The sequence below is a fragment of the Marivirga sericea genome (assembly GCF_900177665.1).
Classification (GTDB): Bacteria; Bacteroidota; Bacteroidia; order Cytophagales; family Cyclobacteriaceae; genus Marivirga; species Marivirga sericea.
Map to the genome: position 1 here is coordinate 303,243 of NZ_FXAW01000001.1, position 26,469 is coordinate 329,711.

A 26,469-nucleotide genomic window follows, 5' to 3' on the forward strand; every position below is an offset into this window, starting at 1 on the left:
ATTGAAATAGATAAATAAGTGCTTTTAATCTATCTAATGGTAAGTTATGCTGATTTTTGATGTGGTTTTGAGAAATTGATATTTAGCAGTGAGGTATTATTGACGTAGTGCTTTTTTATGTTTAGAACAATTTTTCATGCTTACTTGAGGAAAAGATAATATCAGTCTGGGTTAATTTAGTGTTAGAAAGCAGTTGGTGGAAGCTAGGTTGTTATTAAGGGAAAATGTCAAATTAAAAAGTTGTCTAAATATGAAGCACGGTATACTTATTCTGCTGATTTTAACAATCAGCTTCAAATCTTTCGGGCAGAGCACTACAATTAATGGTGTTGTGACTGATCAAGCAGGGCAGACACTACCTGGTGTGAATGTCATGATAGTTGGTAGTCTAGAGGGAGCTGTCACCGATTTTAATGGAGAGTTCAAACTAACTGCTAGTCCCAATGATGTTTTACGCTTTAGCTTTATTGGATATAAACCAATTCAGATTACGGTTGGAAGCAAAACCAATATGACCATCCAAATGGAAGAGGATGTGGAAACTCTTGGTGAAGTAGTTGTAGTTGGGTATGGTAGTCAAAAGAAGAGCGATGTCGCTGGTTCAGTGGTGAGTGTAGAGGTAGAAGAAGCAACAGCCATTCCAACCACGAATGTTTCAGAAATGCTACGAGGAAGAGCGGCTGGAGTTCAAGTGAACTTGGGAGACGCAAGACCTGGCGGAAATTCAAATATAGTCATCAGAGGAAACGTTTCTGTGGCACCAGGTGGAAATGCTCCATTCGTGGTGGTAGACGGTGTGCCTTTTGACGACTTGAATGATATTCCACCAGATGATATTGCAAGTATAGAGATTTTAAAAGATGCTGCTTCAACCGCTATTTATGGCTCTAGAGCTTCTAATGGTGTAATTCTTGTTACTACAAAAAAGGGAAAGTCCGGCAAAGCTACCATAAACTATCATGGATACACTTCAACGCAGTCCGTGATCAGAAATTTTGATCAATATGATGGCCAAGAATTTATCGAATTAAGAAGAGAAGCTAATAGAAATAGATTTACTGGTTTGTATTTAAATGATGAAAATATTTTCTCACCATTTGAATTACAAACTATTGAAAATCAAGAATTTGTTGATTGGGAGGATTTAGTATTGCAAGATGCAACAATACAAAGTCATTCGCTTAGTTTTTCAGGGGGAGGTGAAAATACCAAAGTTTTTTCTAGTCTCAATTATTTCGATCAGAACGGTATCATCCCAAATTCTGGCTTTGAAAGAGGAGCCTTCAAACTCAACATTGATCAAAAGCTGAATGATAAGCTCTCACTTAATGCTATTCTAAATTACCAACTTTCAAATCAAGATAGAGAAACCGGCGGATTAAATTTTACAACTCGGTCTCCTCTTGCAAGAGCGTTTGACGAGGATAATGAATTAGTGAAGCTATATTTAGGCCCATCTGATATTCGGGTGAACCCATTGTGGGATCAACGAGAGTCCGTTGACGAAACCAAAACAAATCTTGCTGATATTACTTTAAATTTATCGTATGATATTTTACCGAATTTAAGTTACTCCCTTAACACCTTCGTGCGAAATAGAAATACCAATAGAGGTCTTTACCGCTCATCTCTGCATTCTGCAGGGGATGAAGGTATAGATGGATTTGGTTTACTTTCCAATACTCTTTTTAGACAGGTGTTGATTGAAAACATTGTTAATTATAAACCACAATTGGGTGATGCTCACTCTTTAGATTTCACTGGTGTAAACGCCTTTGATCAACAAAACAATGAGTATACTCAAATTGATAAGTCTGGATTTACAAATGACGCCCTCGCTTACAACGGCAATGCAACTGTTTTGCTGAATAATTTCAGGAACGTATCTCAGCGAAGACTACTTTCATATATGGGTAGGGTTAGGTATGGATTTCGTGACCGCTACTTAGTTGAAGCAACTGCCAGAGCAGATGGCGCTTCTGTTTTCGCAGAGAACAATAAATGGGGTTTTTTCCCGGCAGCATCCGTTGCATGGAAAATGCACAATGAGACTTTCATGGAAGCAGTGCCAGTAGTAAATGAACTTAAGTTGAGAGCAAGTTATGGAGCCACAGGTAACCAAGGTATTAATTCCTTAGAATCGCTTGGTCGTGCGGATGACTTACCCTATATCTTTGGTGGACAAACTGTTGCTGGCGCAACAGCATCATCAAGGTTGCCCAACCCAAACCTAAGATGGGAGACCACCACAACGCTCAATACTGCAGTAGACTTTACTTTATTTAATAATATTCTAAATGGTACTGTAGAGTATTATAAAGCCAATACCACAGACCTCTTGTTAGATAGAGCTATTTCTGGTACGACTGGATTCCAGGTTAGTCGATTCAACGTTGGTGAGTTGCAAAACCAAGGGATTGAGGCAGCGGTAACTTCCTATATATTAGAAAGAGATGATATAGGTTGGACTTTAGGGGTAATCTTCTCGAGAAATGTAAACGAAGTTATCTCTCTAACTGGCGAATTGGATGAAAATGGCGAAGAGATTGACATCAATGACACGTCAGGCAGGAGGTTGTCTGTTGGTGAATCCATTAACAACATTTGGCTTCCTAAATATGACGGAATCTTCCAAGAGGGTGACGATATAGCGGCTTCAGGTAACCCGTTAGCCCAGCCTGGAGATGTTCGAGTAATTGATCAGGACGGAAATGGTCAAATAGATAGCAGAGATAATGTATTCATCAATACAGATCCCGATTGGTTTGGGTCTGTCAACAGTACTTTTCGATTGAAAGGTTTTGAACTTTTTGCAGACCTTTACATCGTGCAGGGTGCTACAAGGTTGAATACTGTATTAGCAGATGGCGAATTATGGAAGGGTTCCATAAACGGAATCAGAACTGACTACTACACACCTGAATTTCCATCAACCGAGTTCCCTAGACCAAAACCGGATACACATTTACACCTTTTTCCTTTTGCTGTAAGAGACGCCTCTTACATTCGATTGAGAACCGTGACTTTAAGCTATGCCATACCTAATGAAGCTTTTGAAAGGATTGGTTTGAAGAGGGGAAAAGTATATCTGACAGGAACGAATCTATTGACTTTTACAGATTTCAAATCATATAGTCCAGAACAGAATCCTTTAAATGGTTCAGAAACAGCTTTCCCAGAAACGAGAAATATAACGGTTGGTCTAAAGTTTGGATTTTAAAAGATAGAAGATATGAAAAATTTAGTTAACAAAGCGCTTTTAAAAAGTAGATACTTTCTATGGTTAGTTGTATTAATGCTGGGTACTGCATGTGAGGACGAATTTTTGAAAGACGAATTGCTTTCGGATACCTCAGTAGATTTCTTATACTCAACCCCTGAGGGACTTGAGTCTGCGGTGGTTGGTCTTTATTCACTCAATAGAAATCTTCATTCAGACCTGAGCTTAAATGGTACGATTCCATTGATACCGCAAGCAAAAAGTGATATTTCCGTTGGAATAACGGGCGAGGTTTCACTGTACAGTAGATTGTTGTGGGGAGCAAGTCTAGGTGATTTTGGTACAACCTCAGGTATAAATGCATATTGGGTCCATTATTATAGATTAGTGGATAGATGTAATGCTATTATTGATGGAGCTGAGAATCTAGAGGGTATTAATGAAGAGAGAAAAAATCAGATTCTTGCAGAAGCAAAGGTTATGCGTGCTAATTCATTGTTTACCCTTTACCGTTTATTTAATAATATCTTCATTACAACTGTGCCTACTTCTCCTGATAATGCCTTCGAAGCTCCTCAGGATAAATCCTCTGAGGAAGAAATTTTTGCTTTGTTGAAGGCGGATCTAGATTTTAGCATCAATAATCTAGAGTACCAAACGAGTGAATTTGGACGATGGACAAAGGGTGCCGCACGGCATCTAAGAGCAAAAGTTGCCATGTGGGAGGAAGATTGGACGGGTGCTGCCTTGCAAATCGATAGCTTGATTACAAGTGGTGCTCATGCTTTGGTAGGTTCTACTGCCGATGTTTTTACCGGTGACTTGAACCACTCTGAAACCTTGTTTGCTCTTAATTTTATGAGAGAAACTATTGGGGGAGGTGGACCACATATACTTAGTTGGAACGTTGTTTCTGCCTACGCTGAAGCTCCAGGTTTGCTGCCGTCCATTGAAAATGGTGGCTCAGGTGTTGGCTTTCTTTCCTTGAATGATTATATGATTAACTTATTGGAAGAGGATCCAAATGATGATAGGAAAAACAACACCTATTACATCTTCGACTACAATTATAATGATGAAGCAACGCTTCCAGCTGGTGCTCAACTTGGTGAGCCCCTAGATTTATATGAGAACAGTCCTGATGATATGAATGAGTTCATGCTTTACTACAGAAGGCAAAACCCGGGAGTTCTTAAGTTTTTGGATGCCACAGCCGAACCAACCGATAGAAATCATTTTCAAAATGTTATGATTTACAGATTGGCTGAATCTTACTTGATTGGTGCGGAGGCACATATGATGTCGGGCAATACTGGTAAAGCTTTAGAGTATTTAAATGCGGTTAGAACAAGAGCAAATGCCGCACCTGCGACCCAAATAAGTCTAGAGACTGTTTTGGATGAGCGTGCTCGAGAATTAGGCTTTGAAGGTCAGCGTTGGTTCACTTTGAAAAGAACCGGATTACTATTTGAGTACCTAATTGATCACATGAATAATGACAATATGAATGAATCCTATCCAGAGGGAAATCCTAAGGATATTCTGATGGAGTATATGCAAAACTGGCCAATTCCAGAACAACAGATAGATCTTTTGGGACCGGGATACCCTCAGAATGAAGGTTATAACTAATATTGTTGCAAGTATTTAAGGAAAAGGAACAAATCATGTATATGTGTTATATAAGTTAATTTTTTAAGGTCAATTACTTTGTGAACTGAAATGCTGCTTGAGGCATTTGAATGCTTTGTCTGATGAGAGAAAAGGTGCTGTTACACCTCCTTCAGAATCTGTTGGACCAGAATCTACTGATGGCTGACCTTAAGATTTTTATTTCTTTATCATAAATCTAATTCACTTTAAAAAGAAGGCATGTATACTTATAAAATAAAACCATTAGTCTTATTTCTACTTATTAAAATAAGTCTCATTACACTACTTGCTTTTGAGTCCGCTTCAATGGATTTAGATGTAGTTCGAGAGAATCTGCAAATAAAAGTGGAGTTAGTAGGGGCTGATGATTCCAATCCAAATGGTGATGGTTCTGGGAAAGTATTTATATCTGCCTCAAAGACTAATGCCTTACGATATGCCTTTCGGTTTGATGATGGAGAGCTTCTAGAAAGCGAGTCGGGTAAGATAGAGCATTTATTTACAAAAGAAGGAGTAAATACCTATACAATGGTTGTTTGGGCTTATTCGGAGTCAGGACAATTTGTAAGCAAACCTATGGATCTTGAGGTATTAAGGTCTTTTAGTAATTTCTCAAATCTAGTATTTTCGGACGAGTTTGAGTATGAGGGAAAGTTAGATGAAGAGAAGTGGTTTCACCAAACCATCGCTCTTAATGACGGAAGTTGGTTCAACGAAGAAGTACAGCATTATACAAACCGGATTGAAAACTCTTTTGTAAGTGATGGCTCATTAAAGATAAAAGCGATTAAGGAAGAATACACTTATGAGGGTTCCACCAAATCTTATACCTCTGCTAGGCTGAACAGTAAATTTGCATTTCAATACGGACGTGTTGAAGTGCGAGCAAAGCTTCCTGCTAGTGCAGGCACATGGCCTGCAATCTGGACTTTGGGAGCAAATGTAAATGAAACTGGAAATTATTTTGGAGACAAGTTTGGTAGTGTTGGCTGGCCAGCATGCGGAGAAATTGACATAATGGAACAAAAAGGAGAAGATAAATCTAAGGTTCTTGGCTATTTTCATTGGGGCGATACCAACACAGGCGAATATAAAACTACAGGTAATGAGATTTCGATTGCAAATGCAGATGATAGCTATCATGTGTATACAATGGTTTGGAACGAAGTATCCATTAAACTGAAAGTGGATGGTAAAATAGTGATTGACCTTCCAAATACCCAAGATAAGCCTTATGATAATCCACATTATGTACTATTGAACATAGCAATGGGGGGTGCATTAGGAGGGCCCATACCAGCAGATTTTACAGAGGATACTTTTGAAATCGATTACATAAGAATATATCAATGAGCTTGTAAAATTATGATTGAGGTTTGATTCAGGCTTTTGACTCGATCGTTTTTTATAATTTAAATAAAAGTGGCTTAAAATACAGACAAAACAATTTAGAAAGTGAAATCGCTGGGCCGAGAAATAAGGAGGGCAAATCCAGTATTCGTAGAAGGGGTCATCAGGATATTGACTGCAAAAAATTCCCGGTCAGAACTAGTGGAAATCGTTTGATCAGTAGCTTAATTTTCTCTTTCATTTTCCCGATGTTACTTGTTAACAATTTGGTAAAATATGGTAAGATTGTAGTAACGGAGGTGAAAATAGTGTAGAAAAAAACCAGACATATGTAGTGACTTAAAAAGGCTTCTATTTGTCTTAAATGTTCATTTAGATGATAATTTGATGTGGTTTTGAGAAATTGAGTTTGTAGTGTTGATGTATTTATGATGTATGCTGAAAATTTGGATACTTTCTTTAATAGTGCTCATTTGAACCCTGCTTATGCTAAGAACGCATCAAAATATTTAATCAGATTATAACAAATGACTATGAAGCACTTTTTAACCTTATTTTTATTGATACTATGCACGTTCAGTGGTATTGCCCAAGATAGGACAGTTTCCGGTGTGGTTACTGACGAAAAAGATCAACCTCTTCCCGGAGTTAATATTATGATTGTCGGAACTTCTTCAGGAACTACCACTGATTTCGATGGGAATTATAAATTGTCAGTAGATGATAATGCCGTTCTCAGATATAGCTTTATTGGATATACAACGACTACTGCAAATGTTAATGGACGATCTGTGATCGACATTAAAATGCAATCAGATTTTGAATCATTGAGTGAGGTTGTAGTAGTAGGTTATGGTAGTCAAAAGAAATCGGTGGCATCAGCTGCGATATCTACAGCTGACGTGGAAACCATGGAAAAAATGAGTGTTCCTAATGTTGGCAGATCTTTACAAGGCTTAGTTAATGGAGTATCTGTTAGTGGGGTTTCAGGACAACCAGGGAACAACCCAACTATTCTTATTAGAGGGGTAGGAAGTAATTCAAATAACAGGCCTTTAGTTGTAATTGATGGTTTACAGACACAAGTTGAAAACTTAAATGCACTTTCTCCTAGTGATATTGAATCAATTCAGGTATTAAAAGATGCAGCTTCAACTGCTATTTATGGTACAAGAGGTGCTAATGGTGTCATAGTAGTTAAAACAAAATCAGGTAAGCCTGGTCAAATGAGTTTAAATTACAATGGCTCATACTTTATCCAGTCAGCATGGGAAACACCTCAAATGTTGAACGCAGAGCAGTACGTTGATATAATTAACGAAAAATACGAAAATGGTAATACTAATTTACCTTTAGGTTTTCCCGAACGAGGAACAACACCTGCTTTTGATACTGACTGGATGGACAGGCTTTTTACGGAAGGTAGTATTCAAAATCATAATTTGTCTATAAGTAAAGGTACTGAGAAAGGACATTTATTTGCTTCAATGACGTATACCGGTCAAGAAGGTATTATAGCTCCTGAAAAATCATATTTTGATCGATTAACAGTAAGACTTAATTCTGAAACTGAAGTGACAGATTTTATTACTTTTGGACAGAATTTGGCTGTTACTGCTACAAGATCTAGTGCGATACCTGAAAACAACGAGTTTGGAACTCCTATTGCAGATGCTATAGTCTATGATCCAATAACTCCTGTTTTTGACAATAATTCTCAATTCGGATTTGCTCAATCTCCATTTGTGCAGAAGGAATATATTAATCCTTTCAGTAGGATATTTATCAATAATAGCGAAACTAGTTCTGAGCAGATTTTTGGAAATGCATTTTTAGAAATTCAACCGATAAGTTGGTTGAAAATAAAAACAGATTTAGGCGTCAATAGATATAGTCAAATAGTTGACAATTATTCACCGGCTTACCAATTGACCCCAGCCATTTTTAATCCTAATAGCACAGTTGGGAACCAAAGTTACAGCAATTTTAGATGGCAGTGGGAAAATTATGCTACAGCTACTAAAGAATTTGGGCTGCATAATATTGAAGCAGTTCTAGGTTCTACTGCTATCAGATTTACTGAAAAGTCTTTTGGTGCCTCTGGTCAAAACTTACCAGTTGAAGCAGTTGAAAATGAAAGTTTAAGATATGTTAATTTAACTCCTGATTCCTCAAGAAGAGCTTATGGAGGAGCAAGTGCTCCAAGAATTAATTCAAGTATATTTTTCAGGACTTTATATAATTATGATGAAAAGTATCTAGCTACGGTTTCGTTTCGTAGAGATGGATCCTCCAACTTTGGTAGTGAATACAGATTTGTGATTTTCCCTTCTTTTTCGGCTGGATGGGTAGCTTCTGAGGAAAGTTTCTTCGCTATTCCTTTTGTTGATTTTGCGAAGCTTAGAGTTAGTTATGGATCAAACGGAAGTGATAATATAGGTGCTTTTAATTACACTAGTTTAGTTACATTTAATAGTACCTATCAGTTCGGTGATGCTTCAAATCAAACAATTTATTATGGTGCAGCACCAGCTAGTTTGTCGAACCCATTTGTACGATGGGAAGAGTCCAGACAGTTGGATATTGGACTAGAAACTAAACTGTTTAATAACCAGGTCTCTTTCGAACTGGATTATTATAGGAAAGTTACTGACGGATTATTGATTGTAAATGGTGCAACTCCTATCATCGGAGGTAATAACCCAGCATTTACAAATGTAGGTCAAATTGAAAATTCGGGTTTTGAATTTAAGGTTGACTATTTCAAGCAAGTAGGAGAGGTCGACTTTGGAATTACACTAAATGGCTCGACTCTTAAAAATATTGTTACAAGAGTCGATGGAAATGAAGGGTTTTTAAATGGTTACAACTGGCCTGTAAGAAATGCTTTTATAAGTAGAATGGAAGTGGGAGAGCCTTTATTTTATTTTAGAGGTTACCAAGCCGATGGTATTTTTAGAAATGAGGCCGAAGTTTTTAGCCATATCAACAGTGAAGGTGATTTACTGCAGCCAAATGCTAAACCTGGCGATTTAAGATATATCGATGTAAACGGTGATGGTGATATTAATCTTGATGATTGGACCAACATCGGAAAACCTTGGGCTGACTTCACTTTTGGATTGAATCTAACTGCCGACTATAAAGGATTTGATTTCAATATGTTACTTGCCGGACAGATTGGTAACCAAATTTACAGAACATTTGAACGACAAGATGTCGTAAATAACAATTACACAACAGAATGGCTAGATCGATGGTCTGAGTCTAATCCTGATGGTTCTTATCCTAGAGTTAATACAGGTGCTGTTGACCCTGTTGCTAATAATTACAGCCCTTCTAGCTTTTACGTTGAAGACGGAGATTTTTTAAGAATTAAAAACCTACAAATAGGATATTCTTTACCAAAAAGTCTCATTGAACAGGCTAAAATCAAGAAGGCTAGAATTTATTTCTCAGTTGATAATTTATTGACACTGACCGGTTATTCCGGGTTTGATCCAGAAATAGGCGTAAATAATTATAATGTGTCTGCTGCAGGCATTGATAGAGGATTTTATCCTCAAACAAGAAATTATGGTGGTGGAATTCAAGTAAGCTTTTAATATTATGAAATCAGTAAAATTTATTTATATCGCAATTTTAGTAGTGTTTATTTCATCTTGTAAAGATGAATTTATTGAGACGGAACCTCAAGCTACTATCTTAGAAGACAATTATTATCAATCTGAAGAGCAAATTTTTAGAGGATTGATTGCAGCCTATGATCCTTTGCAGTGGACTTTTTCGGAAGGTGCATGGTCAAGTAGTGTCATGTTAGGAGAAATCAGATCAGACAATGCTAATGCAGGTGGAGACCCTTCTGATGGTGATCAGCCCGGCTGGCAAGCAATCGATGACTTCCTTAGTAGCAGTTTAACGCTTGAAAGTCAAGCTTTTTGGAAGAAAGGCTGGTGGGGCGTATACAGATCAAATCTAGTAATCAATAATGATAATATTTCCTCTGAAACGGTAGATGCATTTAAGGCAGAAGCAAAATTTTTGCGAGCTTTCTATCATTTTGACATGTTCAGAACCTTCGGTCCAGTACCAATTGTAGACCATGTCATACTTGAGGATGAATATTCTACAATTGAGAGGGCCAATTTAACGGATCTCTTTGAATTTATTACCAATGATTTGGAAGAGGCCATCCCTTTATTGCAAGACTCCAAATATACAGGTTCAGAAGCTGGAAGAGTAAGTAGAACAACCGCTCAAGCTCTATTAGGTAAAGTATATTTGTACTGGGCGGATTTGGCTAATGATGATCCAAATTTATTTGACCAAGCAGCGACCCATTTAAATAGTGTGATTACATCAGGTCAGTATCAGTTATTAGATGATTATCATCAGTTATTTGCATTTGGAGCAAAGAATACAGAAGAGTCAGTTTTCGAAATTCAATTTACGAATGCAGTTCCAGGAGATTGGGGAGGACAAGAATTCATTGATGGTAATATGATTACCCAATTAGTAGGTATTAGAGGCTTATGTAGTGATCATCCTGAATATGATGCAGGTTGGGGATTTATGTTGCCAACTGAAAGTCTAAACGCCCATTTTTTAGCCGATGATCAGTATAGAAGGAATGCAAGCATAACCAGTCCTGCTGATTTAGCTGCTGAAGGTTGCAGTGTGGATTTAGCAGAGCAAAATACCGCTGATTTTGATGGTTACTTTCAAGTTAAATATGCCAACTATAGTAGTTATACTGCTCCTAATGGTGGCGATATAAATTTACAGAAAGATCCTAATCAACCAGTAATTAGATATGCTGATGTCTTATTGATGTATGCAGAAGCCTTAGTTAGAGGTAATGGTGCATCTGGTGATGCCATGCAATATATTGATATGGTTAGAGAAAGAGCAGTAGGTCCGGGTGATAATTCGGCTGATTTTAGAAATACACAACAATTAATGTCTCAGGAAGGCTTGACTTTGCTAGATGCAATATGGTACGAAAGAAGGGCAGAATTTGCTATTGAGGGTGATAGATGGTTTGATTTAGTCAGGTCAGGAAGATTTGAAAACAGTCTGTTTAGTGCTCAAAAGGCGGGGAACCTTGATCAATCAAGAGTTTACCTTCCAATTCCTCAGCGTGATATCGATAATACTGGAGGCTCCCTTACAGAGTACCCTTCTCCCGATTTATTTAATTAAACAGTAAAATCAATATAAATTCAACAATTATGAAAAAAACAATTTATCAATTAGGATTATGGTCATTAATATTGGCCTTAGCTTTTGCCTGTGAGGATGACGCAGAGGAGGTAGGCCTCCCTACAGCTAGTTTTCAGTTTGAAGTAGGTGAAACTGATTTTTTAACGGTAACTTTTGAGAATTTCTCTCAAAATTATGAATCGTCTGAATGGAATTTTGGTGACGGTAGCGCGGTTTCTACAGAGGATAACCCCGTACACACATATGAAGCTGCTGGTACGTATGATGTAACTTTAACAGTTACTGCTGCTTCTGGTGAAACTGCTGAAAGAACAGCGGAAGTGGAAGTAGAAGATCCAAATGCTAAGTTAACCTTGTTAGCTGGTACTGAATCAAAGACTTGGAAATTATTAAGAGAAGGAACTTCGATGTTATTAGCTTCTGATCCAGATTTCTCTCAGATTTTTTGGCCAGGTAATCAGAATGATGGCACAAGACCATGTTTATATGATGATACTTTTACTTTTACAAGAGACGGTGCTTACATATATGATGATGGTGGTACTTTCTGGGGTGAAGATGGAGTATTTCCAAGTGAAGGGTGCTTCGAAGCAACAGCGGCTAACATGGAAAATGTAAATGGAGACAACGTAAGTGAGTTTTTATCAGGAACACATGAATATACCTACGATGCTGCAGCCAATCAAATAACGCTTAATGGGCAAGGTGCTTGGATGGGAATCGTGGGACTAGCTACAACAGAAAAAACACCAGAGCCACAATCTTCTGTAACTTTTAACGCAATTACTGCTGCAGGTGGTGATAGTGGAGTTGATACGCTCTATATAAATTTTGACCATGACGGAACTTTCTGGGCCATCACGTATGTGTCATATGAAGATCCTTCTGTAGAGCCTGCTCTTGTGACTGAATTTGTACCGGAAGAATGTAATCCTTTAGAAGCTGTTTCTCCAGAGATTATTTCACATACTTTTGCGTCAAATGATGCTTCTGAATGGAATTTGATGCAGCCAGTTGAATCTGGAGCAGGACTTACTTTAGGTGTTGACGACCCTACTGATGCTGCGGCAACAAAAGTCGGTCAATACACTCGGAATGCTGGTGTTGACTTTCAAGAACTACAATTCAAGCTTGATCCTGCTAACGCAATCAATTTTGAGAATATGACTACTGTTACTATGGACGTTTATTTACCTTCATCTAATGATTATTCCGGTGATTTAACGGACAACGTTTTTGTAGGTTTTGGTGCTACTGAGTGCCCACCAGATTGGTTTACGGATCAACATGAGTACCAAGAAATGGCAGTTGCTAAAGATACATGGGTAACTATAACCTTTGATTTATCTGCTCCTGATTTTGTTGGTAATGATGGTAATGGAGCTACAGTATTCGATAGAAATGATTTAGATATGATTTATATAGCTATCGGAGGCGCTGGTCACGGTGTTGGCGGTGAATTCTATATGAGAAACTTCAGTATTGAATAATTTAGCTGTTTAAGCTGTCTAATTTCACGTGTATTTGTGATCTTAGGCAGCTTTTTTTATTTTTTTATTTTATTAAATATTCATCCCAAAGCAAATGTTAAAACTTGTTTTTTATTCCTTTCTACTGTTAACCTTAGCAGCTTGCAAAGATACTGCCATGCAAGATGACCGTCTTCCATCTATTTCTGCCAATCCAATAACAATAGCTGAAACTGACCAGAACCAAGAAATCACATTAGAATTAGAACTTGATAAAAGCTCTAATCAGGAAGTCATTGTAAATTTTAGTTCAGAGAACGGAACGGCATCAGCGGGCTCAGATTTTCAGAGTATTCAAAGTCAAACGGTGACTTTTCCTCCTGGAGATTTAACCACCTCAATCACATTAATAATATTAGGCGATGAAATTAAAGAAGATGAGGAGCAATTTTTAATAATCTTAAATTCCGCTATCAACGGTTCTATTGCAACTGAAGAAATAGAAATCACTATAACAGATTCTGATACTGTAGAGCCTAGTAACGATTATGAGGTTCCTACATCTGGCTACACCTCTCCCGATTCTTATTCAGGCTACGAACTGGTGTGGCAAGATGAATTTAATACGGAAGAGATTTCTGACAATTGGGTTTTTGAGATAGGAACAGGCAGCAATGGTTGGGGTAACAATGAATTGCAATTTTATAGAGAGGAAAACACTTTCTTCAAAGACGGGAGTATGGTCATAGAAGCCAGAAAAGAGTCTTTTGGTGGGAGAGGGTTTACTTCTTCTCGTATTATCTCTCAAGGCAGAGCTTCTTTCAAATATGGACGAATAGACATCAGAGCGGCTTTGCCGGAAGGACAAGGTATCTGGCCTGCCTTATGGATGTTGGGAAGTAACTTCTCCAATGTAGGCTGGCCTCGATGTGGAGAAATAGATATTATGGAAATGATTGGAGGAGATGGAAGAGAAAATAATGTATTCGGAACCTTGCATTGGGATAATGCCGGTTCTTATGCTTGTACTTGTGGTCAAGGAAGTGGCTATACTTTGTCAAGCGGAACATTTGCCGATGAATTTCATGTATTTAGTATTATTTGGGATGAAAATGAAATTGAGTGGCTCGTAGATAATCAGTCATTTAAAACCATTGATATTAGTCCTGCAGATTTGTCTGAATTTAGAGAAGAGTTCTTCTTTATCTTAAATATAGCTGTAGGCGGTAACTTACCGGGCTCTCCAAATTCCTCAACTACCTTCCCGCAGCGGATGGCAATTGACTATATTAGAGTTTTTCAACAACCATAAATTATTTAAATCGCCTATAACCATTAAATTTTAAATAAACATGACAATATTTCTACGGAAATTAATAGGTATTTCTTTTGCCTTCCTCATTATTTTTTCTTGCTCTCAGCCTGAAAAAGAAAAGTCGACAAAAAATGGAGTGGATTTAAGAGTAGATTCACTGCTTTCTTTAATGACCTTAGAAGAAAAAGTGGGTCAGTTAAATCAGTATAGTTTAGGGAGTGAATTTACAGGCCCCGGTAATAAAAATGGACAGGATAGCATTCGTTATCGACAATTAATTTCGGGGCAAGTCGGGTCAGTCCTTAATTTGTTGGGAGCTGAGAATACGCGTAAAATGCAAGAATTAGTTGTGGAGAACACCAGACTAGGCATTCCATTATTGTTTGCCTATGATGTTATTCACGGTTATGAAACAATGTTTCCTGTCCCCTTAGCTGAAAGTAGCTCTTGGAACTTAAATTTAATGCAGAAAACAGCTCAAGCAGCCGCTGCGGAATCAGCTGCTTCAGGATTGCATTGGACTTTTGCTCCTATGATTGATGTCACAGTTGATGCCCGATGGGGTAGAGTTATGGAAGGTGCGGGAGAAGATCCTTACTTGCATGCTGAAATAGCCAAAGCAAGAATCAATGGTTTTCAAGGTGACGATTTGGGGCATAATAAAACCATAGCAGCAACAGCCAAACATTTTGCTGGATATGGATATGCCGAAAGCGGGAAGGATTATAATTCTGTTAATATCAATCAATACGTCCTTCATAATCATATTTTGCCTCCATTCAAAGCTGCAGTTGAAGCTAATGCTGCAAGCTTTATGAATGCTTTTAACGATATCAATGCTACTCCAGCCACTGCAAATAAATATCTACTGCAGGATATTCTTAGAGAAAAATGGAAGTATGACGGTTTAGTTGTTTCGGACTGGAATTCAATTGGCGAATTGGTTAATCATGGAGTTAGCCAAGAGTTGAAAGATGCTGCTAAGAAAGCTGTTATAGCAGGGAGTGAAATTGATATGGAAGCCACTGCTTACGTTCAATTTTTGTCGGATCTTGTTAAAGAGGGAGAAATTGAAGAAGCTGTAATAGACAAAGCAGTTCGGCATGTACTCAAACTAAAATTTGAGCTGGGCCTTTTTGATGATCCATATAAATATTCTGATACCTCAAGGGAGAAAGAAATTGTAGGAAATCCAATTCATCATGATTTAGCAGAAGAAATTGCGAAAGAGTCAATAGTGTTATTGAAGAATGAAAATGGGTTATTACCAATTAAGGGCAGTAAAAATATAGCAGTCATAGGTCCTTTAGCTAAAGATAAGGATACACCCTTAGGAAACTGGAGAGCGCAAGCTGTGGAAAATTCTGCAATTTCACTGTTTGAAGGGTTGGAAAATACATTACCTAATTCTGTTAATTTACAATATGCAGAAGGGGTAAAATTATCTGTTGGTCCAAATAACTTTTTCCAAGAACAAGTAATAAACGAAGATGATCGTTCAGGTTTTGAAGAAGCTAAAAACTTGGCCAAAAACTCAGGCTTGGTCATCATGGCTTTAGGAGAGACCGCCTACATGTCAGGAGAGGGCAGAAGCAGAGCAGCTATAGGTTTGCCAGGCTTACAAAAGGAGTTGTTAAAAGAAATTCATGCAATTAATCCTAACATTGTGTTGGTATTAATGAATGGAAGACCACTCGAACTCAGCTGGGAAGATGAAAATATACCCGCTATTGTAGAAGCTTGGCATTTAGGTCAAAGAGCAGGAACAGCTATCGCAGAAACCCTCACCGGAAAAAATAATCCATCTGCTAAGTTAACGATGAGTTTTCCTCGTCATGTAGGGCAGTTACCAATTTATTACAATCACAAAGTCACAGGAAGGCCTTCGACTGGCCCAGGACAGGTTTTCTATTCACATTATACAGATATTGATAATTCGCCACTGTATCCATTTGGATATGGATTGAGCTACTCAACTTTTGAGTATGGCGAACTTGCGCTATCTGGTGAATCAATGACAGAAGATGGAACCATCACTGCATCGATTGTCATCAAAAATACCAGTGATATTGTTGGGCAGGAAATCGTTCAGCTTTACATACAGGATTTAGTGGCTGAAGAGACTCCGATGGTGAAATCACTAAAAGCTTTTGAAAAGGTGGAGATAAAAGCAGGGGAATCTGTTAAGGTTGAGTTTAAAATAAATAAAGAAATGTTGAGCTATTATAAATCCAATGGAGAATGGACATTAGAAAAAGGCCAGTTCAGGGTATATGTCGGGAAAAATTCCACGGTAAAACAATATAAAGAATTTAAACTTAGATGAGATACTTATATTTTTTCAGCTTTTTTATACTTTTTGCGCACTGTAGCGAAAAACAAGAGCAATTGATCTGGTCGGACGAATTTGATGGAGAAGGACTACCTGATACTAAAGATTGGAACATCACCCACGGAAATGGATGTCCAGAATTTTGTGGATTTGGTAATAATGAGAAACAGTTTTACACTAAGAGTCTTGAAAATATCCGTCAAGAAGATGGTAAATTAATGATTAAAGCATTAAAAGATGACAGCAAAGGGTATACTTCTGCCAAAGTAACAACAAAAAATAAGCACGATTGGAAATATGGCTATATTGAAGTCAGGGCTAAACTACCAATTGGAAAAGGAGCTTGGCCCGCTATCTGGATGTTGCCTTCATTATCAGGCGATATGGAATGGCCTAGAGATGGCGAAATTGATATAATGGAGCATGTTGGCTATAATCCAGGGACTGTATATGGGACTATTCATACCGAAAGATACAATCATGTAAAGGGAACTGAAAAATCTGATTCTATTAAAATAGAAGATGCGCATAAGGAGTTTCATACCTATGCCATCCACTGGACGGATGAGAAAATAGAGTGGTTGGTAGATGATATTCCTTACCACACCGTACTCAAAAATGGAGATGGAAAAGCTGGATGGCCATTTGACGAAGAATTTCATTTGATTTTGAATTTAGCAGTAGGAGGAAATTGGGGAGGTAAATATGGAGTTGATGAGGAAAGTTTTCCGCAAGAATTTGTAATAGACTATGTTCGTATTTATTCTCAAAAGCCAGATTTTTCTCAATAACATTAACCTGCTAAATTGAAATTTAGCACCATCTATAAAATTTACGGCTTATTGATGTCTTTACATCAATTTTTTTTGGTAATATAGCTGTTCACTTAAAATTACAATTGGAAAATGTCAAAGAAAGGACTTTTAATATTGATAGCTGCAGTAGCTGCCTTGGGTGGGCTATTATTTGGTTATGATACAGGTGTAATCAATGGGGCTCAATTCTATTTTAGTAAATATTTTGAATTGAATGCTGCTATGAAAGGATGGGTAGTTGGTAGCGCTCTACTGGGTTGTTTAGTTGGAGCATTGTCTGCTGGTTATATTACCACTAGAATCGGTCGAAAAGCCGCGCTGATTATTTCTGCTTCTTTATTTACGATTTCTGCTTTTGGATCTGGGCTACCAGAGTTTATGCAGCAATCCGTTACGCTTCTAGTTGTATTCAGAATAGTGGGTGGTTTAGGTATTGGTTTAGCTTCAATGGCTGCACCAACATATATTGCTGAAATATCGCCTAAAGATAAAAGAGGGATTTTAGTTTCTTTTTACCAGTTAGCAGTAGTAACTGGTTTTTTTGTGGTGTTTTTAGCCACATATTATATCGGTGAAGGAAATTCACCTGAACAAAACATTGAATCAGGATGGAGATGGATGTTTTGGTCGGAGCTGATTCCTTGTTCTCTTTTTCTAGTTCTTACATTTTTTATTCCAAGAAGTCCGAGATGGCTAGTTCTATCGGGCAGAGAAGAGGAAGCTCTTAAAGTATTAAACACTCTACATGAAAAAGAGGAGGCTCAAAGAGAAATAGATGAAATTAAGTTATCGCTAAAAAAAGAACGTAAGACACAATTGAAAGGGGCTTCAGCTCTTCAAAAATCAGTCTTGCCGATAATTATAATAGGTTCAGTGCTTTCATTGCTGCAGCAGTTTACAGGAATAAACGCTGTTTTGTACTATGGCGGTGATATATTTGAAAAAGCCTTAGGTTTTACGCAAGAAGACGTTTTAGCGCAGCAGATTTTATTGGGAGCGGTAAACTTTATCTTCACCTTCTTAGCGATGTTTACCGTGGATAAACTAGGGCGAAAGCCGCTCATTTACATAGGAGCTGTTGGTATGATTTTAGGTTTTGTTTTTCTTGGTGGATCCTTATATTTTGATGCAGTAGGCCTAATATCTCTAATTGGTATTTTACTTTTTATTGGCGCATTTGCTATGAGTATGGGGCCGGTAACTTGGGTGTTATTATCAGAAATGTTTCCAAATAAAATAAGAAGTGTAGCGATGTCGATTGCTGTTGCTATACAGTGGGCTGGTAACTTTTTAGTTTCTCAATCTTTCCCTATAATAGTCGAAAGTGATGCTAACGCTAGAGGCACTGGATTTTGGAATGGTTCTTTGCCTTATGTTATTTTTATAGCATTCATAATTTTCTTGATTTTCTTTACCAAGAAATACATCATTGAAACAAAAGGGAAAAGTTTGGAACAATTGGAAGGAATTTGGGCCGAAAAATATGGAGAAATCGAATCTTAGAATTTTATTTTGTTAAGTATTTTTATTGGGCTTGCCAATCACTGTTTTAATTAAACATATGATTGGCAAGCTTTTTTTTAAATAAAAATATTATATTTTTTTAATATAGCTATGGATTCTTTCTCTTGAATTTAAGAGCTCTTATTAGATTGATCTATTGATTTTGGTAGATTAAGGGTGGATTTTCGTTCTCTCCTTAAATTGTATTATTCAAAGTAATTTAATTTAGTTGTTTTCTTGCACCAACCTTCTGGAAGGTTACTGTGTCACTAAATACAAGACAATAGGAAACCCAGAAGTATGAAAAGATTTTTTTCGACATTTTTATTATTGGCAGCGGTAGCGTCAACTTTAGTAGTTAGTAATAGCTTTTACAAACAGGACAACTCACAATTTTCTGCTCAAAACAGTAATAGCATTAAAAAATCAATTGATTTAACCGAAGCAGATGTTTATCAATCCAAAAGAAATACCGTTTATGTTAGTTTTCCTAATTAACAGTTAGAAACAGAATTTCTTAAGTATATTTGAGTATTACAATAGCAATTACAATATGGGTTACTATTTTGCTCGTTTTATACTTTGGATTGGCGGTTGGAAAGTATCCGCAAAAATACCAGAAAACACAAAGAAAGCAGTGATGATCGCTGCTCCTCACACCTCAAATTGGGATCTAGTATGGGCAAGGGCTGCCTTTTACATTCTCAAAATACCTGTTCGCTTTACCGTCAAGAAAGAATTGCTAAAAGGTCCTTTAAAATGGCTTTTGAATGGTTTAGGTGCGATCGGCATTGACCGAAGCCACAAAAATGGAAAGAGGCAATCGATGACGGAGGCTATGGTGCAACTTTTTAATGAACGAGAAGAGTTAGTAGTCTTAGTAACTCCTGAAGGAACTCGCAGCTATCAACCAGAATGGAAGACAGGTTTTTACAGAGTAGCTGAAGGCGCTAATGTCCCTATATTCTGTGGTTATTTAGATTATAAAAATAAAATTGCTGGAGTTGGACCAAGTTTCATGGCAGAGGGAGACATGTCAGAAACCATTGAAAAAATTAAAGACTTTTATCGACCTATTCAAGGTAAATATCCGGAAAAGGGTGTTATTTGATTTCCTTTTCCTTAAAATCTAAAGCAGCAGAGTTTAAACAATACCTCAAGCCTGTCGGTTTTGGTCCATCTTCAAAGACATGTCCTAAATGCCCACCGCAAGTACCACAAACAACTTCGGTTCTAACCATTCCTAAGGAGCGGTCTTTTACTTCTAAAACATTCTTATCGTTCAGTGGCTTATAAAAGCTAGGCCAGCCTGTACCACTTTCGTATTTGGTTTCAGAACTGAATAGTTTTGTTTTACATCCATTACAAACAAATGTCCCTTCTTTCTTGAAATCGTTGTATTTCCCTGTGAAAGCTCTCTCAGTGCCTGCTTCTCTAAGCACTCTATATTCTAATGGATCCAGTATTTCTTTCCACTCCGATTCCGATTTCTGAACTTCAAAGGAATGCTCTTTTAAATTTTTTTTATTTTCAGAACTGTTGTTTTGCTGCGCACAGGATTGAAAACTAAACGTCAAGATCAACCCTAATATCCCAATATATTCCCCTAATCTAATACTTTTCATTTTTGCAATTTTATATACTGTTAGCTTTTTATACTCTTTTAAATTTATAAAGTTTTGTACAATTTAAATTACGGCTTTGCATATGCAAACTTTTTCAATTTGATTGGTTTAAAGTATTCATATAAACCTGAAATGGCTACAGTTCCTGCCCCAGACAGATCGACTGATCCATCTTCAGCAATCAATTTCTGATCTAAGTAAGCATGATGTATTTTTCCGACTACTAAGATGGTGCTGTTGACTGTGATTGGCAGTTCTTCTTCAAATCTCAAACCTAATTTAATCGTTGATTCTTTAACATATGGTGCGTGGAAATCATCTAGTATTTGCTTTTGAAATCCACAAGCATCAAATTCGGATATGTTCCGATCATATTTTGCTGACGTTTGATGCGCTTTTGCAATGAAATCTTCATGCACATGATTTAAGGTATAAAAGCCAGTGCTCTTAATATTTTCATAGGTGTGTCTATCAACAGTTGTGGGCCTCAAAATAAATCCTAAATATGGAGGATTTGCTCCAATATGAACTACAGAATTGAATATAGCTAAATTTGAGTTTCCACTTTCATCTGTTGTCCCAATTAAATTTCCGCTTTTGAAGCCTGAAATTGTATTGAATAAGTTGCCTCTATATCTGTTTTCCATCTGGGCAATGTCTTCTTCATTAAGATGTATCATTCTTTTTAGTTACTGATTCTATTTGCAATCAAATTCATTCCTTTTTAAACATAAAGAATTTAATACTATTCGTTTGTAGATTTGTTTAACTAAAGTAAAAATAAAGCTCCTTTCTTTTCCAAATATCTTTTTCGGCTGTAAATTGTGGCTGATGATCAACTTTCAAAATATTGAAAAGTCCTTTGGTGAGCAATTGGTATTGAAAAGTATCAACCTAGAAATTAAAAAAGGAGAGTTGATGGTGCTTTTAGGGGCTAGCGGGAGTGGTAAAACTACAATGCTTAGAATGATCAATGGGTTAGAAAACCCTGATTTTGGCTCAATTCAAATTGCTAATAAACGTCTTGAGAATCGTCCCTTATTAGAATTAAGAAAAGAAATAGGATATGTGATTCAAAAGGTGGGACTTTTTCCACATTATTCAGTTTACGATAACGTAGCAACTATTTTAAGGTTGAAGAATGAAAAAGAGCAAGTTGTTAAAGAAAAAGTTGAAAAGTGGTTAGATAAAATTGGGCTGAGAGTGTCAGTATATGGTAGGAAATTTCCAGCAGAGCTGAGCGGAGGAGAAGCACAAAGAATTGGTTTGGCTAGAGCTTTAGTGGCAAAACCTAAAATAATTCTTTTAGATGAGCCATTTAGTGCTTTAGACCCTATCTCAAGGTTGAAAATTAGAAATGAGTTTCGTGAAATTCAGAAAGAAGAAAAGCTAACTGCTGTAATGGTGACACATGATGTATTGGAAGCAGTGAGCATGGCTGATAGAATATGTTTACTGGCTCATGGCGAAATTCAACAAGTGGGCACTCCGCAGGAAATTATTTATAAACCGAAAAATCAATCGGTCAAGGAATTTGTGAAGGGGGATCAATTTCAAGCTGCTTTAGCCTCAGTAAGTTTACGAGAGATTATACCATTTCTTAAGGCAGATGCCCTAGAAAATCAAGACCTTGATAGTTCAGTTCTTGATTATTTACAAGAGGCTGATAGCACCTATCATGCTATTGTGCTGAATGCGTTCTACAAATGGAAGGAGGAACTACTATGAATTCCTTCTATGAATTTCTCTTAAAAAATAAAATGGAAGTCTTTAAGCAACTGATAGAGCATATCGAGTTGACTTTAGTTTCTTTATGTATAGCAATTTTATTAGGTGTGGCTATTGGGATTTTAATAGCTGTTAACAAAAGATCAACCAAGACGGTTCTTACTTTAGTTAATACGATTCAAACTATCCCGAGTTTAGCTTTATTAGGCTTTCTACTGCCTTTCCTAGGGATCGGAGTAGTTCCTGCAATCATGGCACTTTTTCTGTACGCCTTACTTCCTATCGTACGAAATACCTATACTGGAATTTCCGAAGTTGATGCTTCTGTTAAGGAATCTGCCATTGCGATGGGCATGACACGATCACAAATTTTGTTTAAAGTGGAATTGCCGCTCGCTTTACCTTATGTAATGGCAGGTATTAGAACTGCATCGGTAATCAATGTTGGGGTCGCTACTTTGAGTGCTTTTATTGCAGCAGGCGGTCTTGGTAAATTTATTCTTCAAGGGATTCAGCTGAACAATACCAATATGATCTTGGCTGGCGCAATACCAGCCTCTTTGCTGGCTTTGTTTTTTGATGCAATTTTAGGTAAAATTCAAAGCAGTAGCACCAAGGTGATTCGTTGGTTTTCCATTATTCTCTTAGGAGGAACTTTCATATATCTCCTGATATCAGGGGTGCAAAATTTCAATAAATCTACTATAGAAAAGGATTTAATTGGGGGCTTTCCCTCAGAATTTGTTTACAGAGAAGATGGCTTAAAAGGATTATTTAAAGCATATGATTTCGAAATAAAGTATGTAGAAATGGAAATTGGCTTAATGTATCAAGCTTTAGCTAATGGCGAGGTGGATGTTGTTAGTGGTTTTTCAACAGATGGGAGAATCAAAGCTTATAATTTGAGAACGCTTGAAGATAACCGGAATTATTTCCCTCCCTACGAAGCTGCTCCAGTTGCGAGGCAATTGATCATTAAAAAATATCCTGAAATTAAAGAATCCTTAGCTCGACTTGAAGATCGAATCACGAATGATGAAATGACGGAAATGAATTTTAAAGTTGATGAAAGAAAGATGCAGCCTGAGGAAGTCGCTTTAGACTTTCTACTAGCAAAAGGTATTCTTTCAACTGAGCGGGAAGCGCCAGTCAAAAGAAGCGGAATCATTAAAATTGGAAGTAAAGCTTTTACTGAGAATTATATTTTAGCGCACTTATTTAAATTTGTAATAGAAGCGCATACCAATCTAAAGGTAGAACTTAAACTTGGCTTTGGTGGTACTAAATTACTGATGGATGCTATGAAAAATGATGAAATAGATCTATATCCAGAGTACACAGGGACAGCATTATTGTTGCTTTTAGAAACTAACACTCAAGAGCGTGAATCCATAATGTCTAATCCTGAGAAAGTATATGGGTTCGTTAAAAGGGAATCGCTCAAGCAATTCGAGTTTGAATGGCTATCTACCCTGGGTTTTAATAATACATTTGCTATTTTAATGCGGTCTGAGCAAGCAGCAAAACTTAATTTGCAAAATGTTGAAGATTTAGCAAAATATTCTCTTCAATAGAAAATTATGATTTCAGTGCGTTAGATTTTGCTCAGGCTAAATGGTTTAATTTAATTGCTGTTTTTGGTAATCTCTAGGAGAGCAGCCTATGTGTTTCTCAAATTGCAATGTAAAATAAGAAGGACTTGTATAACCCAATTGAAAACCAACATCAGCAATGGGAGCTTCATTCCTACATAATAATAGCTTTGCTTTCTGTATTCTTTTTCCATGAATGAACTCAACCGGTGTAACACCAAGACTTTGCTTAAAGCGTCTGTAAAAAGTGGCTGGGCTCATGCAGGCTTTTGCAGCTAGTTGGCCTATCTCTATTTGAGATGTAAAATTAGCATCGATGTAGGCAATGACTTCTGATAAAGGATTATCTAACATTCGGTGCTTTGCATAACCATTAATAAGTGTTTTGTACATATTTGTTTGCAAGCAACATAATATCAGTTCCTCTATTTTAAGATCTATCCAGCGGTCCTTAAAACGTGCATCACTTTGTAAGAGATTTTGCATGCTCATAAGGTTGTTCATGACCATTTTAGCTCCATTTCCTTGATATACTTCCAGAGGAGAAAATTGCTCGTCACTTTCTGTCAAACTTTCTATTTCTTCTGAATCGTGTAATTTATCAAAAACAGAGTAGACTTTATTTTTTGATATTTCCATGCAAAAGCAATGTGCAGCATTTTGTGTTTTGTCAAGCGGTATTTCCACATGTGCTTCAATGGGAGCTGCTCCCATAATCACCATTTCGGGTGTCAAACTAAAGGGTTGGAGACCAGGTATACTTATATTTTTTAGTCCTCTCGCTACGTAGGCGAAAATAATATTATCAAAAGTATAATCTCGCTGGGCTTTAGTAACATCGTAGGTGATGAGTAACTGAGTATGATCAGAAGTATAAATGGCTTTTTGTGAAGTAGGGTGGCTTAAATCAATCTTATCCATAGCTTTTTAATTGTAGTGATAATATCATTATAGAATTTGATAATATCATTGGATTTAGTCTGCCTAACAAACGTTAACTTGACAAACAATATTCGTCATTTATTGTTTTGGCGACCTATTTATTCTTTAAAAAGTCTTAATATACAAATTATGATTAACCTTTCTGTTATTTTAGAAGATAGTGCTCGAAAATATCCCGATAAAAATGCTTTCATTTTTATGGATAATCATTTGACTTATGCACAAATTAATGGTGCTGCTAATCAGATTGCCCATGGCTTGGTTGCAGCTGGAATTAAAAAAGGAGATAGAGTAGCATTGAGTTGCTTAAATCTACCGTATTTTCCAATGGTTTATTTCGGTATTTTGAAAGCTGGAGCTATAGTAGTGCCGCTTTCAGTCCTTTTGAAAAGAGATGAGATAGCCTACCATCTGCAGGATTCAGGTGCGAAAGCTTATTTCTGTTTTGAAGGAACCCCTGAATTACCAATGGGAACTGAAGGCAAGGCAGGTTTTGATGCATCTAATGATTGTAAAGAGCTCTATATAATCACAGGAAAACCTTCGGATCCTTCTCCAATTCAAGGTGAGAAAACGCTGGGAATGTTGATGGGTAAGCAGCCAGTAGTATTTGAAAATGTTTTAACTTCAGCGGATGATACGGCTCTAATTATCTATACTTCCGGAACCACAGGAAAACCAAAGGGAGCAGAGTTAACACATTCTAATCTTCTGCATAATGCGATGCTTTCAACTGATATAACCGATTTGGTCCATAACGATAGGCAACTAATTGTGCTCCCGCTTTTCCACATATTTGCAATGACTGTGCTCATGAATGCAGGTCTTTACAAGGGAGCTACAAGTGTTTTATTACCAAGATTTGATGCTGAAGCAGTTTTAGGACTTATGCAACAGCATACCATTACTGTTTTTGCTGGAGTACCCACCATGTATTGGGGACTGCTTAATTACGAAAACACAAAATTTGATCTAAAGGGAATAGCAAAAAACCTTAAAACCTGTGTTTCTGGAGGAGCTGCTTTGCCAGTGAATGTCTTAGAAAAGTTTGAGGATAAGTTTGAAGTACCTATTCTGGAGGGATATGGTATGTCGGAAGGCTCACCTGTAGTGACCTTTAACCAAAAAGCTTTTGGGAAGAAGCCTGGCTCTGTTGGTACTCCTGTTTGGGGAGTAGAAGTAAAAGTGGTTGATGGGGAGGATAATGAAGTGCCAGTTGGTGAAAAAGGGGAGCTCATCTATAGAGGCCATAATGTGATGAAAGGCTACTTCAATAAACCGGAAGAAAATAAAGTGACTCTTAAAAATGGCTGGCTACATTCAGGTGACGTGGCAGTAAAAGACAAGGATGGTTTTTTCTTTATTGTAGACAGAACGAAAGAAATGATAATTCGCAAAGGATTAAATGTTTACCCGCGAGAAATAGAGGAGGTAATGGTAAAGCATGAGGCTGTTTCTATGGTGGCTGTAATAGGAGTACCCGATGATGAATCAGGGGAAGAAATTAAAGCTTGTGTGGTATTGCAAAAAGGCAAGAAGATTTCCGAGGCAGATTTGATCGCCTGGACAAAAAATAACATAGCAGCCTATAAATACCCAAGAATAATAGAATATATGGAAGCACTACCTATGAGTGCTACAGGGAAGATTCTGAAAAAAGAACTAAGTAAAGAAATAACTAAAACGATTCATTAATATACTC

At 37.1% G+C, this 26,469-nt stretch carries 18 protein-coding genes; 15 read left to right on the forward strand and 3 right to left on the reverse strand.

Annotated elements, in window-relative coordinates:
- Nucleotides 1–250: 250 nt before the first annotated feature.
- From B9Y84_RS01190 to B9Y84_RS01245, 12 genes are all read left to right on the forward strand, one after another.
- Entirely contained in the window at nt 251–3,220 is a 2,970-nt protein-coding gene (locus B9Y84_RS01190; protein ID WP_085515263.1) for a SusC/RagA family TonB-linked outer membrane protein, read from the forward strand.
- Nucleotides 3,221–3,232: 12 nt separating this feature from the next.
- Nucleotides 3,233–4,852, forward strand: coding sequence for a RagB/SusD family nutrient uptake outer membrane protein (locus tag B9Y84_RS01195; protein WP_085515264.1), 1,620 nt, complete (start codon nt 3,233–3,235; stop codon nt 4,850–4,852).
- A 240-nt stretch (nt 4,853–5,092) separates the two neighbouring features.
- Nucleotides 5,093–6,226, forward strand: coding sequence for a glycoside hydrolase family 16 protein (locus tag B9Y84_RS01200; protein ID WP_085515265.1), 1,134 nt, complete (start codon nt 5,093–5,095; stop codon nt 6,224–6,226).
- A gap of 530 nt (nt 6,227–6,756) precedes the next feature.
- A complete protein-coding gene (locus tag B9Y84_RS01210) occupies nt 6,757–9,828 on the forward strand; it encodes a SusC/RagA family TonB-linked outer membrane protein (RefSeq protein ID WP_176223679.1) in 3,072 nt (1,023 codons plus the stop codon).
- A gap of 4 nt (nt 9,829–9,832) precedes the next feature.
- Nucleotides 9,833–11,425 (forward strand): RagB/SusD family nutrient uptake outer membrane protein, encoded by a 1,593-nt coding sequence (locus B9Y84_RS01215; RefSeq protein WP_085515268.1) that lies wholly within the window; start codon nt 9,833–9,835, stop codon nt 11,423–11,425.
- Between the two features lie 29 nt (nt 11,426–11,454).
- Nucleotides 11,455–12,936, forward strand: a complete 1,482-nt coding sequence (locus B9Y84_RS01220; protein ID WP_085515269.1) for a PKD domain-containing protein — start codon at nt 11,455–11,457, stop codon at nt 12,934–12,936.
- 94 nt (nt 12,937–13,030) lie between these two features.
- Nucleotides 13,031–14,227 (forward strand): family 16 glycosylhydrolase, encoded by a 1,197-nt coding sequence (locus B9Y84_RS01225; protein ID WP_085515270.1) that lies wholly within the window; start codon nt 13,031–13,033, stop codon nt 14,225–14,227.
- A 40-nt stretch (nt 14,228–14,267) separates the two neighbouring features.
- Nucleotides 14,268–16,556, forward strand: a complete 2,289-nt coding sequence (gene bglX, locus B9Y84_RS01230; RefSeq protein WP_085515271.1) for a beta-glucosidase BglX — start codon at nt 14,268–14,270, stop codon at nt 16,554–16,556.
- On the forward strand, nt 16,553–17,353 hold the full coding sequence (locus B9Y84_RS01235; RefSeq protein ID WP_085515272.1) for a glycoside hydrolase family 16 protein: 801 nt from the start codon (nt 16,553–16,555) through the stop codon (nt 17,351–17,353). Before bglX ends, B9Y84_RS01235 begins: the two co-directional genes overlap by 4 nt.
- Before the next feature lie 114 nt (nt 17,354–17,467).
- A complete protein-coding gene (locus B9Y84_RS01240; protein ID WP_085515273.1) occupies nt 17,468–18,880 on the forward strand; it encodes a sugar porter family MFS transporter in 1,413 nt (470 codons plus the stop codon).
- A 300-nt stretch (nt 18,881–19,180) separates the two neighbouring features.
- Nucleotides 19,181–19,378, forward strand: a complete 198-nt coding sequence (locus B9Y84_RS20375; protein ID WP_139827915.1) for a hypothetical protein — start codon at nt 19,181–19,183, stop codon at nt 19,376–19,378.
- Nucleotides 19,379–19,433: 55 nt separating this feature from the next.
- Complete coding sequence (locus B9Y84_RS01245) at nt 19,434–19,991, forward strand: 1-acyl-sn-glycerol-3-phosphate acyltransferase (protein WP_085515274.1); 558 nt, start codon at nt 19,434–19,436, stop codon at nt 19,989–19,991.
- Here B9Y84_RS01245 and msrB read toward each other — a convergent pair.
- Both msrB and B9Y84_RS01255 read right to left on the reverse strand, forming a co-directional pair.
- Nucleotides 19,984–20,505 carry a peptide-methionine (R)-S-oxide reductase MsrB gene (gene msrB / locus B9Y84_RS01250; RefSeq protein WP_085515275.1) on the reverse strand — a complete coding sequence of 174 codons (522 nt, stop codon included), beginning with the start codon at nt 20,503–20,505 and terminating at the stop codon, nt 19,984–19,986. The genes B9Y84_RS01245 and msrB overlap by 8 nt on opposite strands.
- A 68-nt stretch (nt 20,506–20,573) precedes the next feature.
- On the reverse strand, nt 20,574–21,185 hold the full coding sequence (locus B9Y84_RS01255) for a flavin reductase family protein (protein WP_085515276.1): 612 nt from the start codon (nt 21,183–21,185) through the stop codon (nt 20,574–20,576).
- 151 nt (nt 21,186–21,336) lie between these two features.
- On the opposite strand from B9Y84_RS01255, the gene B9Y84_RS01260 reads away from it, so the two are divergent.
- Nucleotides 21,337–22,233, forward strand: coding sequence for an ATP-binding cassette domain-containing protein (locus tag B9Y84_RS01260; protein ID WP_085515277.1), 897 nt, complete (start codon nt 21,337–21,339; stop codon nt 22,231–22,233).
- A gap of 32 nt (nt 22,234–22,265) precedes the next feature.
- On the forward strand, nt 22,266–23,807 hold the full coding sequence (locus B9Y84_RS01265; RefSeq protein WP_245830799.1) for a glycine betaine ABC transporter substrate-binding protein: 1,542 nt from the start codon (nt 22,266–22,268) through the stop codon (nt 23,805–23,807).
- Nucleotides 23,808–23,852: 45 nt separating this feature from the next.
- Here the strand turns inward: B9Y84_RS01265 and B9Y84_RS01270 are convergent, their stop codons facing one another.
- Nucleotides 23,853–24,746: a helix-turn-helix domain-containing protein gene (locus B9Y84_RS01270; RefSeq protein WP_085515278.1), complete on the reverse strand. Its 894-nt coding sequence runs from the start codon at nt 24,744–24,746 to the stop codon at nt 23,853–23,855.
- 150 nt (nt 24,747–24,896) lie between these two features.
- Between B9Y84_RS01270 and B9Y84_RS01275 the strand changes: the two genes are divergently transcribed.
- Nucleotides 24,897–26,462, forward strand: coding sequence for a long-chain-fatty-acid--CoA ligase (locus B9Y84_RS01275; RefSeq protein ID WP_085515279.1), 1,566 nt, complete (start codon nt 24,897–24,899; stop codon nt 26,460–26,462).
- Nucleotides 26,463–26,469: the final 7 nt, after the last annotated feature.